The following is a 13,026-nucleotide window of genomic DNA, read 5'->3' on the forward strand; positions in this document are numbered from 1 at the left end:
CGGTGGTGTGAGAGGTCGGTGAACACGAAAGTAGGAAATAAACACCTATGATTAGGGTTTACCTCCTACTCGATTGTAGCAGAAAAATAAGTGTGTTTTCTTATTTGTGTCTATTGGCTCTTGCTTGCCGATATTTTGCTTTTTGTTTAGCACTACCAGAGCCATGTGCCCCTGTAATATATTTCTTTTTCTTTGCTTTTGTCTTTATTTTATTGTCATCTTGCTTGTTTTTATAAGTTTTTTTAAAGGTAATACCTCCTTCTATTATCTTATCTATATCTTCCATTTGTTGCAATTAAAGTGTTTTTTTATTAATGATGAAATAACCTTACTCCTGTAAATGCCATTGTAATGCCATATTTATCACAAGTATCAATAACGTTGTCATCGCGCACGCTTCCTCCTGCTTGTGCAATAAATTCTACTCCACTTTTATGTGCGCGTTCTATATTGTCTCCAAATGGGAAAAAAGCGTCTGATCCGAGTGATACTCCTGTGTTTTTGGCTATCCATTCCTTACGCTCTTCACGAGTTAAAGGCTCTGGCTTCTTTGTGAAGAATTTTTGCCAAACACCTTCTTGTAGTATGTCTTCATATTCATCAGATATATATACATTGATAGTGTTGTCGCGATCGGCTCTACGAATGTTATCTTTAAAAGGTAGGTTTAAAACCTTTTGACATTGTCTTAGCCACCATTCATCGGCTTTGTTACCAGCTAATCGTGTGCAGTGTATACGACTTTGTTGACCTGCTCCTATACCTATAGCTTGCCCGTCCTTAACATAACATACAGAGTTACTTTGTGTATATTTAAGGGTTATTAGTGCTATGGTAAGATCTCTGATAGCTTCGGGTGTGAAATGTTTTGCTTTAGTAGGTATTTTTTCAAATAGAGTAGGGTCGTCTAACCTTATTTCGTTCCTACCTTGCTCGAAAGTAATGCCAAAAACTTGTTTGTGTTCGATGGGTGCAGGCTTGTAACTTGGGTCTATTTTTATAATATTATAGGTGCCTTTACGTTTGCTTTTAAGTATCTTTAATGCTTCAGGTGTGTAGCCGGGAGCAATAACTCCATCGCTTACTTCTCTTTTTATGAGCAATGCTGTAGCTTCATCACAGGTGTCGCTAAGTGCACAGAAATCGCCATAAGAGCACATTCTGTCTGCTCCACGTGCTCGTGCATAGGCATTTGCTAAAGGAGTAAGCTCAAAGTCGATATCATTAACGAAATAAATCTTTTTAAGAATATCGCTAAGAGGCATTCCTATAGCAGCTCCTGCAGGACTAACATGTTTGAATGATGCTGCTGCCGGCATTCCTGTTGCGGCTTTTAGTTCTTTTACCAGTTGCCAGCTGTTAAGCGCATCAAGCAAATTGATATAGCCAGGCTTGCCATTAAGTACTTCAATAGGGAGATTGCCTTCCTCAATATATATACGTGAAGGCTTCTGATTAGGATTGCATCCGTATTTGAGTGCTAATTCTTTCATATCGCTTATGTATGGAATATGTTTATAACTGCTTACAAAGTTACTATTTTTCTAATTAATTATCTTATTTCTCATTAAAGGAAATAGAATATTGTGTATATTAAAAAATGTTTTGTAACTTTGCTTTAGTATAAATTGTTATTTTTTTTAATATGAAAGTATTACATACAGATGAGGCTCCTGCAGCAGTGGGTCCTTACAGTCAGGCTATTGAGGCAAATGGATTGGTTTTTTGTAGTGGTCAGTTGCCTATTGATCCAGCCACAGGAGCTTTTGTGGAAGGTGGCATAAAAGAGCAGACCTATCAGTCGATAACTAACGCAAAAGCTGTGTTGTGTGCAGCAGGGTTAGATTTATCTAAAGTAGTGAAGACTACAGTTTACCTTTCAGACATGAGCTATTTTGCTGATATGAATGAGGTATATGCACAGTTTTTTAAAGAGCCGTTTCCCGCACGTTCAGCAATAGCAGTTAAGACCTTGCCTAAAAATGCTATGGTAGAGGTAGAATGTATTGCTGTTAGATAGGAGGTAAATACTTTTAAAAGAGGGAAATATGTTTTAAGAAAAGTTTATTTTTATTGGGTTTGTTTATCTTTGTGCTTATCAATAATATTGTTTTGCTAAGTAAAAAATATGAAAAAAGGTTTTCGAGCTATTACAAATAAGATAGGAAAGTTTGCTTCGCATAGTTTGCATATGAGGCGTGAGCTTAATGAGCTTTCAGCTAAGTTTGATAAGTTGGGTATAAATCTAAGTATAAAGTCGCTTCGTAGGATATGGGATAAGAGCTTTATATTAGAGCGTCCTTCTGCAAAAACTCTTGATAGGCTTGCTTTGTTAGCAGGTTTCCAAAGCTGGACCGATCTCAAAAAAGCCTTGCATGGTGATAATGATGGCGATTTGAATTATAATGATTAGTTATATTAGAAATATAAAAAAGGCTGGGAATGTAAATTTTCCAGCCTTTTTATTTTTTTTTAGTATAGAAGGATTACTCTGTTGTAACAGTTCTCTTTTCCTTGATACGAGCAGCTTTACCTGTAAGCTTACGAAGGTAGTAAAGCTTAGCACGACGTACCTTACCACGTTTGTTTACCTCAATAGAATCGATATTAGGCGACTCTATAGGGAAGATACGTTCTACACCTACAGTTCCAGACATTTTGCGAACAGTGAAACGCTTCTTTTCGCCATGCCCAGAAATCTTTATTACAACGCCTCTATAAAGCTGAATACGTTGTTTGTTACCCTCAATGATTTTGTAAGCTACAGTGATAGTATCACCACTCTTAAACTCAGGAAACTGTTTGCCAGTAGCAAATGCTTCTTCAGCAACTTTAATTAAATCCATTTTTATTGAATGTTTAATCGTTTGTTGTATAACGCAACATAATACATGACTCGTCCATAATCAGCGGTTACGTTAAAATCGTTGCAAAGTTATAGCTTTTTTTTGAACCTTACAAGTCTTATTCCTTTTTTATGCTGTGTGCTGTTAATTATAATGGTAGGGATTGTTAGTTTTTACTTAAATTTGTTATCTTTGCAATATAACTAAAATAAATAATATGAATAAGTTAAAGCATAGCTGTTTTTTAGCGTTATCAGTACTGTTTATAGGTACTGGTTGTGTTAGTACTCATTACGAGCTGGCAGGTCTTAAAAGGACAAGGCTTCTTGTAGATGGTCGTTATGATGTTAATCCTGATAAAGGGGCACAGCTCTTTATGGCAAAGTATAAGCATCAGGTAGATAGCATCATGGGGCCTGTAGTAGGCGAGGTAGCTCACGACATGACTGCTCATCGTCCAGAGAGCGATTTGTCTAACTTGCTTGCAGATATCATGGTGTGGGGCGCACAGAAATATAATGAAAAGGTAGATTTTGGAGTTTACAACATGGGTGGCATTCGTGCGGCGTTAATACGCGGTAAGGTTACTTATGGAGATGTTCTGGATATTGCTCCTTTTGAGAATAAGATATGCTTTTTAACCTTGACTGGAGAAAAGGTGTTACAGCTTTTTCGTGAGATGGCTCATACCGGAGGTGAAGCTGTTAGCCATGGGGTAGAATTGGTTTTCACTAAAGATCATAAGTTAAAGAGTGCTATGCTGCATGGTAAGGCAATAGATCCTAAGGCTTCTTATCGTATAGCAACTTTAGATTATCTTGCAGAAGGTAATGACAAATTAGAGGCATTTAAGGCTAAAACTAATGTTAATGCACCTTCGGCAGTAAGTAATAATACTCGCTTTATCATAATGGATTATTTTAAGGCTGCTACAGCTCAGCATAAGATAGTAGATGCTAAGCTGGAGGGTAGAATTATAGTGGAATAAAACGGAAAGTATTTTTTTTTTAGATTGTTATATAATAAGGTCTATACAGACATCCTTATAAAGGTATAGATGTTTGATAGATGTTGTAAATAATAAATTATGTTTAGAATGAAAGGTAGAATATTATTGCTGAGCATGCTATTTGTGGCAGCTTTTGCTTTTGGACAGAATAAGAAGTTGGTAATACTTCATACTAACGACACACATAGTCAGATTTATCCATTTAATCCTAACATGTCAGACACTCTGCGTGCTGGTCGCGGAGGCTTTGTACGTCGTGTTAATTTAGTGAAGGAAGAACGTATGAAAAATCCAGATTTACTATTGTTTGATAGTGGAGATTTCTCACAAGGTTCGTCTTATTACACAATGTTTAAAGGAGATGTTGAGATAGGACTAATGAATCTCATGCGTTATGATGCAGCTGTGATAGGTAATCACGAGTTCGATTTCGGTATGGACAACATGATCCGACTATTTAAGAAAGCTAAATTCCCCTTTGTTTGTGCTAATTACGATTTTACCGGTACAGAGCTCGAAAAGATAGTTAAGCCATATATTATAATAAAACGAAATGGCTTAAAGATAGGAGTGTTTGGGTTAAGCCCTAAGATGGAAGGTCTTATAGCAGAAAAAAATTATGGCACACTTAAATATATAGATCCTGTTAAGGCTGCACAGAAAGCTATAGATGCGCTTAAAGCAAAGAAATGCGACCTTATTATCTGTTTATCTCATTTAGGCTGGAATATAGAAGGAGATAATGAGATGAAGTTAATAGGCGCAACAAAAGGTATTGATATTGTCTTGGGAGGCCATTCGCATACTTTTCTTAAGAAGATGGAATATGTTAAGGACCTTAGCGGCAAGATGGTAGGTGCTGATCAAAACGGAAAGTCGGGTATATATATAGGAAGAATAGAGGTAGATATGAAAAAGGCTAATAAGTAGTTGTTGAAGTTAAATATTTAAGGCTTAAACTTTAATCTTAATATACTTTTTGAGAGTGATTAACATGAGTATATGTAAGAAAAGATTAGAGTTTAAGCCTTTTTTATGCACTCTTTTATGATAGAGCTTTATTTTTATGGTGTCTAAATTCATTTAATTTAATCATCATTTTTAGGTATTTAGTTTTTTATTCGTATCTTTGCATCATCAAAAGTAGGTATAACAGACCTATTCGAGATATGAATATAAAACAATTTAAATAAATTAATTATGGCTTACGTTATTGGTGACGATTGTATTGCATGTGGTACATGTATTGATGAGTGCCCAGTAGAGGCAATTTCTGAAGGTGAGAAGTATGTAATAGACGCTGATGCTTGCACAGAGTGTGGCACATGCGCTAGTGTTTGCCCAAGTGAGGCTATTAGCCTTCCATAAGTAGGGGATATATACTTAGTTACTGTTTAAAATTCATTATAGCAGGTCTCTTTAGAGGCTTGCTATTTTTTTATATGCTAAAAAAGCATTACTGTCCGAAGAAATGTGTACTTTAGCCCATGTTATCTAAGTTTGGGAACAAAAGCAAAGATAACAAAAAGGGCTGATACCTCGTGAGAAGTGTCAGCCCTGAATTTGTATCTTACCCAAAAGTTTAGCGGACAGTAATAATTCTCAATAGCTCCCTTTTGCCATGAGCAATATGGATCGGCGAAGTATACGGGCACGCCTAAGAACTTGGTAATGTCCTTATGTGCCGCAAATCCAGGTCCGTTGTCTGTTGTAATGGTCTTCAAAATGTCCTTGTATGGCAGCAACAGTTTCCTGACCGCCTTTGCCAGAGGCTTTGACTGCTTCCCAAATGGCAGTTTCTGCATAAGCAGCATATTGGTGGATTTCTCTACCAGTGTGAGTATAGCATGTTGGTCAGGGTCTACGATTAAGTCCATCTCAAAATCTCTGAATATCTTCCCGTCAACTTCCTTACTTCTTTCATGGATACTCAACCTGTCTTTAATTGGAAGATGTCCACACCTTGGGACGATGACTATATTTCATCTTATGCCTTGTGTGCTTGGCAAGTTCCCGTATCATTATGAATGATATTATAAATGGATTGGTGGGACACCTTTATCCCATCATTCTTGCGCAGATAACCTGATATTTGCCGTGGAGACCACTGGCCGTTGGTGATATATTCCTTAATCCTCCGGACTAATTCGTCGGAGAGTTTGGCGTTCGTTATCGTTCTTTTTCCGCGCCGTATAGCCATATCGTGCGCCTTTGTCCAAATATACTTTCCCGATGGCGTGCTGTTGCGTTTTATTTCACGTGAAAGTGTTGACTGACTGATGCCGACGATTGCGGCAATCTCTTTTCTCCCTGTTTTCTTTTGGAGTAAGGCTAAAATTTGCGACCTTTGCTCCGAGGTTAATTGATGATATTTCACAATACAAAGTTAATTAATCTTGGGGAGACAGAGGTCTCCTTTTTTTGTTTGTATTGCCGGTTGTTTTTTTTCCGGAAGAGTCCAATAGCACAAGGAAACTTTTCCAAATCTTAATTCGACTTTTGGATGTGGTTAAGAACAGATCGGATATTATGCTGGGCAATTTTGACGTGGGGTCGCACGTCCGATTGGCAGACTTTATTCTCGATCTTATTCACGCATCGGAAGGTAGTCTGCTTATGTCCTCGTCCCATAACACCAATTTGATAGATATCAAGAGGCTAAATCGTCTTTATCAATAAGTCAGAATATGGAGTCATCGAAGTATATTCTCTGTATGATTTCAAGGATTTCCGAGAGAACATAGATGCGGAAAAAAGGTATGTTCACGACTGTTGTTTCTGTTATTCATCAAAGGCTGTTATCATGGATAAGTTTATGTTGGTACAAGTAATGCTTGTCTAATCCGCACAAAATGATTATCTTTGTACTCGTTGGTTGACTTAAGGACGCATATGCCTGTATTGTAGGTTTCTGTTGGAAAGATAAAGATTCTGTAACATCCGCACATGTTGTGCCTTTTGTTGTTATCTGGGCGAAGTGGCTTTGTCGCTGCCTTGCATCGTTTCGCATCATCATGTAATATAATGATATGTATAATGTTTGTGTATTTAATAAATTGTCGAATTAATTCATCCATTAAGTATGATACCACAAATTCTCATCGTAGAAGATGAACAAAGAGTTGCAGATTTGCTGAAGGTGGGTATAGAGGAACACGGCTACGAGGTAATGGTGGCCTATGACGGAATGATGGGTTTGCAGCTCTTCAATAAGTATGACTTCAAATTGATAATATCCGACATCATCCTTCCAAAACTTGATGGATTTGATTTATGCAAGGAGATACGGACGAAAAACAAACATGTGCCTATTCTCATGCTGACTGCTTTGGGTACTACTGATGATAAATTAGAGGGATTTGACGTGGGGGCGGATGATTACATGGTAAAACCTTTCGACTTGCGTGAACTTGTGGCGCGCATGAAGGTATTGTTGAAGCGCAACAGCAGCCAGATATACGAAAGTGAGGGGAATGCGGTTGACATCGTTTATGCTGACTTACAAATAAACCCTAATCTGCATGAATGTAAACGAGGTGGTGTCGCCATTAAACTAACGCCTAAGGAATATAACTTATTGAAATATATGATGCTGCATGCCGATAGAATTATCCCAAGAACAGAAATTGCGGAAAAGGTTTGGGGCACTCATTTTGACACCGGCACGAACTTTATAGATGTGTACATCAATTATCTAAGAAAAAAAATAGACCGGAGTTTTCCCGTAAAGCTCATACATACCAAGCCTGGCATAGGTTTTGTGCTGACTGATAAGCATGTTTTATGAAAATACGTACTGCTCTAACTTTAAAATATACAGCTATAACGGCAACCGTATTCTTGTTGTGCTTGACCATGGTCTATCTCTTGAGTGAACAAGCGCGTAGCGAGACTTTCTTCAGGCGGTTGCGGAGTGAGGCTGTGACCAAGGCGCATTTGTTCTTGGCAGGACAGACTGATGCCAAAACCATGCAATCTATTTACCTTAATAACCGTAAGTTTATTGATGAAGTAGAGGTGGCGGTATATACTCCGAAGTTCAAGATGCTTTACCACGATGCCATACAAAGCGACATTGTTAAAGAAACACCTGACATGATACGGGCAATTTTGCATCAGAAGCAAATAGCCTTTTACGAGGGTGCTTATCAGAGCATTGGCATGATATATCGCTTCAAGGGAAAGTCATACGTCATTACTGCTGCCGCCTACGATGGTTATGGATACGCCAACTTGGTTGAGTTGCGCAAAACGCTCTTTCTGTTGTTTCTCATAGGGTTGAGTCTGCTTTTTGTGGTGAGTTATCTTCTTGCCCGTTTGTCGTTGAATCCCATACGGAGAATCGTGGAAGAAGTTCAGAACATTACAGCCAAACATATAGACCGCCGTTTGTTTGTGAAATGTGCTAATGATGAGTTGGGAGAACTGGCCATAGCGTTTAATGCCTTGCTCGAACGGTTGGAAAAGTCGTTCGAAGCACAAAAAATGTTTGTCAGCAATGTTGCCCACGAGCTTCGCAATCCATTAGCAGCCATAACCACGGAGTTGGATGTGGCTTTGCAAAAACGCAGAACAGAGTTGCAGTATGTAGAAGCAATGCAAAATGTTTTGCACGATACTAAGCGCATGAGCCGGTTGATTGATGGGTTGCTCAATTTGGCAAAGGCTGACTATCAGCGTGAGCAAATCAGTATGAAAGAGGTTAGGCTTGATGAAATTCTACTTGATGTAAGAACACTCATACTCCGTAGTCATCCCGATTATAGCATAGAATTGATATTTGATGAAGAGGATAGCGACGATGAACGTTGCGTTACCGTCAATGCCAACCCTTACTTACTTAGTATCGCTTTCTCTAATCTCATAGAGAACAATTGTAAATACTCGGATAACAAGTTGTCGTCTGTTCAAATATCCTTTTGGAAAGAATGGTCTATCATTCGACTGTCTGATAGCGGGAAGGGTATGACCGACATTGACAAGAGAAATTTGTTTAACCTGTTTTATCGAGGGGAGGATGAGAAAATAGTGGAAGGACATGGGATAGGCATGGCTATTACACAAAAGATTATATTGCTGCATGGGGGCGAGATAGCAGTTCACTCACAACGAGGCTCTGGCACCACCTTCATGGTCAAGCTTTTGCACGTTTAAAACAAGGCGTGTCCTGTAAATCGGCTTTGTCAGACGTGGCACTTATTTTTTCTCCACAAAAAGAAACTGAAAGATAACAAAATGTATTTCTTGAAATTAATTACCATATACGGTGGTAATCTATAGAAGCAACCCTATTTGTTTCTAATTAAATTTTAATATTTTTCTAATAGTTCTCTAATACCCCATATGCAAAAGTAAGATTACTTTTGCATCGCAAATGAACGAACGGAGTATAAACCCATTAAAATGTTAATAATATGTGGAAGAGAACAAAACGTGTTCACGTTTCTTTCAATGCGCCCAAGGTGTTTCAGGTTGCACGGCAGCCGGTAGATGCCGTGTTCTATTGTCTTAACACCACGGCATGTGGATTGCGACAGGAAGAAGCTGAGAAACGTCAATCTGTATATGGAAAGAACGAGGTGATACATGAACAGAAAAAGAATCCCCTAGTCACTTTTGTCAAAGCTTTTATCAATCCCTTTGTAGGCGTACTTACGGTGCTGATAGCCATATCGTTCGTGTTGGACGTGCTCACGGCGCCGCATGGCAAGCAGGATTGGACTTCCATCATTATCGTCTCAACCATGATTGTGCTGAGCGCTATCTTGCGCTTTTGGCAAGAATGGAAGGCCAACCAATCGAGTGAGGCTCTTCAAAAGCTGGTCACGAACACTTGTTACGTGCAGCGGTTGAATGACACTGGTGAGATTGCCATAGAAGACTTGGTGCCGGGCGATGTCGTGATGTTGGCGGCGGGCGACATGATACCGGCGGACATGCGTATTGTTGAGGCTAAAGATTTGTTCGTAAGTCAATCTACGTTGACGGGCGAATCAGATGCCGTGGAAAAGTTTTGCTCCATACAAGAAGAAAGCAAACATTCCAGAAGCGAGATAGAACTCGAGGATATTTGCTACATGGGCTCTAACGTGTTGAGCGGTTCCGCCAAAGGTGTCGTTTTCGCGACAGGAAACGACACCTATATAGGGACTATTGCGAAGAACGTTGTAAGGCATAGGGCAACAACAGCTTTTGACAGAGGTATCACGAAAGTGAGTATGTTGCTCATACGTTTCATGCTATTTATGGTGCCTTTCGTTTTTTTGGTCAATGGTGTCACAAAGGGCGACTGGATGCAAGCTTTCATCTTTGCCATCTCGGTTGCGGTGGGACTTACGCCAGAGATGTTACCCATGATAGTGAGCGCCAACCTATCCAAAGGGGCGTTAAAGATGTCTCGCAAAAAGACGATTGTCAAAGATTTGAACGCCATTCAGAACTTTGGCGCCATGAATGTGCTTTGCACTGACAAGACGGGCACGCTGACGCAAGACCATATCGTGTTGGAACAACATATAAATGCTGACGGAACGGAGGATGTGAATAACAGAATTTTGCGGCACGCGTATTTCAATAGCTATTTCCAGACGGGCCTTAAGAACCTCATGGATTGCGCCATCCTTTCACATGTAAAAGAGTTACAGCTTGAAACGTTGAGCGACAATTATCACAAAGTGGACGAGATACCGTTCGACTTTGTGCGCAGGCGGATGTCGGTCGTGGTAGAGGATAACAAAGGAAAACGGCAAATCATCACCAAGGGTGCCGTGGAGGAAATGCTTTCCATTTGCTCGTATGCGGAAACGGATGGAGAGGTGGAACCACTCACAGACAGCCTAAAGCAACGAGCTATGCGGATAGTGGAAGACATGAACAACAAAGGCATGCGAGTGTTAGCATTGGCCCGTAAGACCTTTTTGGATAAGGAAAATAACTTTGAGGTTGAAGACGAGTGCGAGATGGTTCTCATTGGATACCTTGCTTTTCTTGATCCGCCAAAGGAGTCTGCCGCACAAGCCATTTACGAACTTCATTCGTATGGGATAGAAATAAAGGTGTTGTCTGGAGATAATGACGCGGTGGTAAGAACTATCTCGAGACAAGTAGGTATCGATTCTACCATTATGTACACGGGAGGCGAGTTGAGAGAAATGACTGACGAGGAGAAAAGCGCGGCCGTGCAAAGGGGTACGCTCTTCGCTAAACTTACGCCCATGCAGAAAGTGGAAATTATCCAAATTTTGCAGAAACAAAACAATACGGTAGGATTCCTTGGCGATGGCATCAATGATGCCGCGGCATTGAGAGAGTCGGATGTTGGCATTTCGGTAGACTCGGCTGTTGACATAGCAAAAGAAAGTGCCGACATTATCTTACTTGAGAAAGACTTGATGGTTCTTGAAGATGGGGTGGTAGAGGGAAGAAAGACTTTCGGAAACATCATCAAATACGTCAAGATGACAGCCAGTTCTAACTTTGGCAATATGTTCAGTGTCATGGTGGCGAGCGCTTTCCTCCCTTTCTTGCCCATGTTGCCGATACATTTGCTGATACAAAATTTGCTGTACGACATTTCACAGACTACCATTCCTTTTGATCGTATGGACAAAGACTATTTGAGCAAACCACGAGTATGGGATTCTTCAGACCTCAGTCATTTCATGATACTGATAGGTCCAATCAGCTCTGTGTTCGATATCGCGACCTATGCCCTTATGTGGTGGATGTTTGGTTGCGACCGTGTGGGCATGGCATCTTTGTTTCAATCAGGCTGGTTCGTGGAAGGTCTGCTTTCGCAAACACTCATTGTTCACATGATACGCACGCGCAAAATTCCTTTTGTGCAAAGCACCGCGTCGTGGCCAGTACTCTTCATGACTTTCGCCATCATGGTTCTTGGCATTTGTATGCCCTTCACCAACTTGGGGGCTTCGATAGGTTTCACGCCGTTGCCTTGGAATTATTTTCCCTGGCTGTTGGCTATTTTGTTCTGTTATTGTTTGCTTACACAAGGTGTCAAGGTCTTATATATACGTAAATACAAAAGGTGGTTATGAAAGCAAGAGTATTGTTGTTTGTGATGGGCTGCGCCGTTCATTACATAGGACTTGCGCAAAAGGTGTCAGGGCAATATACTACCGAGTGGCAATGCGCAAAGAGCGGAAAGTGCAATATTGTAAGTTTGCTCAGGCTGCAGGCAAGCATACCCATGGGGCGGCATTCATCCTTCGGCCTTGCGACTATTCATATAGTGAGAGCGCATGGAAACATCGTCAATGATTATCAAACGTTTTCTAACATAGAAGAAGAAAATTGTTTGGCGGCCATCGCGCTGTTGGGGTACACCAAAGAATGGGAGCGTTGCAAACTGTTTGCTGGCGTGCGAAATGTGAACGAAGATTTCTTCACCTCTGACTGTACAGCTCTTTTCACAAACAGCTCGTGTGGAATCTTTCCCACGCTGTCTGCAAGCTATCCCATCGCCAACTATCCTATGAGTGGGCTTACGCTCTTTTTTGAGGCTCATAAGGGAGCGTATAGGTTTAGGAATGCTTTATACAACGGAAGAGGATATAATGGTTGGACGCACGACAATCTGCCGTTTACGCTCAATCCTAAAAATGATGGCGTTTTTGACGTGGCAGAGTTCAAGTACAGCATTCATCACTCGTCCTATTTCGTGGGTGCGGCTTATCATTCTGCCTCGCGTGTCGCCAATATGAAGTATGGAAGTATGGCTGAGTGTCGCCAAAAGGCGAGCGCAGTTTGGTGGATATATGCCGAACAGAATGTTGGAACCTATCATGACGGAAGTCTTAACCTCATGGCTCAATATTCAGAGAACACCGACGTCAACGCGGGCTGTCATCGGTATGCCGAAATAGGATGCGTGTATAACAAAAGGAAGATGAACGCTGGAATATCCTTACAGTATGCTCATTTCAAGCAGGGAGAGGAAGGGTCGATAGAGCTGACGTGTCAAAAACAGATAAGCAAGTCTGTGAGTGTGCAGCCAGTGTTGCAATACATTAAAAACGACCAAGGCGACTTTGCTGTCGCAATGTTTCGGATGTATTGTCACTTTTAAAAATTAGACCTATAGCTCATTTTGCAGGATAGAATCCTCCTTAACTACCGATATACACTGGTGTTCTCAGCAATTCAAACGTT

Annotated in this window: 14 protein-coding genes and 1 pseudogene; 11 read left to right on the forward strand and 4 right to left on the reverse strand. The window is 40.4% G+C overall.

Features of this window, described 5'->3' with window-relative positions; translation table 11 throughout:
• Positions 1–100: 100 nt before the first annotated feature.
• Both AC1DCD_RS09465 and AC1DCD_RS09470 read right to left on the reverse strand, forming a co-directional pair.
• Positions 101–286, reverse strand: a complete 186-nt coding sequence (locus AC1DCD_RS09465) for a hypothetical protein (protein ID WP_019035806.1) — start codon at positions 284–286, stop codon at positions 101–103.
• A 25-nt stretch (positions 287–311) separates the two neighbouring features.
• Entirely contained in the window at positions 312–1,493 is a 1,182-nt protein-coding gene (locus AC1DCD_RS09470; protein ID WP_464641263.1) for a phosphoribosylaminoimidazolecarboxamide formyltransferase, read from the reverse strand.
• Positions 1,494–1,645: 152 nt separating this feature from the next.
• Here AC1DCD_RS09470 and AC1DCD_RS09475 point away from each other — a divergent pair, with 152 nt between their 5' ends.
• Together AC1DCD_RS09475 and AC1DCD_RS09480 are read left to right on the forward strand one after the other, a co-directional pair.
• Entirely contained in the window at positions 1,646–2,020 is a 375-nt protein-coding gene (locus AC1DCD_RS09475) for a RidA family protein (RefSeq protein WP_464641265.1), read from the forward strand.
• 108 nt (positions 2,021–2,128) lie between these two features.
• Positions 2,129–2,413, forward strand: a complete 285-nt coding sequence (locus AC1DCD_RS09480; RefSeq protein WP_036854110.1) for a hypothetical protein — start codon at positions 2,129–2,131, stop codon at positions 2,411–2,413.
• 73 nt (positions 2,414–2,486) lie between these two features.
• Here AC1DCD_RS09480 and rplS read toward each other — a convergent pair whose 3' ends face one another.
• Positions 2,487–2,846, reverse strand: coding sequence for a 50S ribosomal protein L19 (gene rplS / locus AC1DCD_RS09485; RefSeq protein ID WP_008446613.1), 360 nt, complete (start codon positions 2,844–2,846; stop codon positions 2,487–2,489).
• Positions 2,847–3,063: 217 nt separating this feature from the next.
• Here rplS and AC1DCD_RS09490 point away from each other — a divergent pair, with 217 nt between their 5' ends.
• From AC1DCD_RS09490 to AC1DCD_RS09500, 3 genes are all read left to right on the forward strand, one after another.
• Complete coding sequence (locus AC1DCD_RS09490) at positions 3,064–3,834, forward strand: 5'-nucleotidase C-terminal domain-containing protein (protein ID WP_464641268.1); 771 nt, start codon at positions 3,064–3,066, stop codon at positions 3,832–3,834.
• 108 nt (positions 3,835–3,942) lie between these two features.
• Positions 3,943–4,785, forward strand: a complete 843-nt coding sequence (locus AC1DCD_RS09495; protein WP_464641277.1) for a bifunctional metallophosphatase/5'-nucleotidase — start codon at positions 3,943–3,945, stop codon at positions 4,783–4,785.
• A gap of 270 nt (positions 4,786–5,055) precedes the next feature.
• On the forward strand, positions 5,056–5,223 hold the full coding sequence (locus AC1DCD_RS09500) for a 4Fe-4S binding protein (RefSeq protein WP_019035809.1): 168 nt from the start codon (positions 5,056–5,058) through the stop codon (positions 5,221–5,223).
• A gap of 230 nt (positions 5,224–5,453) precedes the next feature.
• Here the strand turns inward: AC1DCD_RS09500 and AC1DCD_RS09505 are convergent.
• Positions 5,454–6,232, reverse strand: a pseudogene (locus AC1DCD_RS09505) (IS30 family transposase); the annotation flags it as partial.
• A 128-nt stretch (positions 6,233–6,360) separates the two neighbouring features.
• On the opposite strand from AC1DCD_RS09505, the gene AC1DCD_RS09510 reads away from it, so the two are divergent.
• The 6 genes from AC1DCD_RS09510 (at position 6,361) to AC1DCD_RS09535 (ending at position 12,943) form a co-directional block, all read left to right on the forward strand.
• Positions 6,361–6,534: a hypothetical protein gene (locus AC1DCD_RS09510; protein WP_238292647.1), complete on the forward strand. Its 174-nt coding sequence runs from the start codon at positions 6,361–6,363 to the stop codon at positions 6,532–6,534.
• Between the two features lie 403 nt (positions 6,535–6,937).
• Positions 6,938–7,642: a response regulator transcription factor gene (locus tag AC1DCD_RS09515; protein ID WP_008446737.1), complete on the forward strand. Its 705-nt coding sequence runs from the start codon at positions 6,938–6,940 to the stop codon at positions 7,640–7,642.
• Positions 7,639–9,009, forward strand: a complete 1,371-nt coding sequence (locus AC1DCD_RS09520; protein ID WP_008446632.1) for a HAMP domain-containing sensor histidine kinase — start codon at positions 7,639–7,641, stop codon at positions 9,007–9,009. The genes AC1DCD_RS09515 and AC1DCD_RS09520 overlap by 4 nt, the downstream gene beginning before the upstream one ends.
• Positions 9,010–9,269: 260 nt before the next feature.
• Positions 9,270–11,912: a magnesium-translocating P-type ATPase gene (mgtA, locus tag AC1DCD_RS09525; protein WP_464641271.1), complete on the forward strand. Its 2,643-nt coding sequence runs from the start codon at positions 9,270–9,272 to the stop codon at positions 11,910–11,912.
• Positions 11,913–12,003: 91 nt separating this feature from the next.
• Complete coding sequence (locus AC1DCD_RS09530; protein WP_480349325.1) at positions 12,004–12,135, forward strand: hypothetical protein; 132 nt, start codon at positions 12,004–12,006, stop codon at positions 12,133–12,135.
• A complete protein-coding gene (locus AC1DCD_RS09535; protein WP_464641275.1) occupies positions 12,107–12,943 on the forward strand; it encodes a carbohydrate porin in 837 nt (278 codons plus the stop codon). The genes AC1DCD_RS09530 and AC1DCD_RS09535 overlap by 29 nt, the downstream gene beginning before the upstream one ends.
• Positions 12,944–13,026: the final 83 nt, after the last annotated feature.

It is taken from the genome of Prevotella sp. C0209C1 (assembly GCF_056583855.1).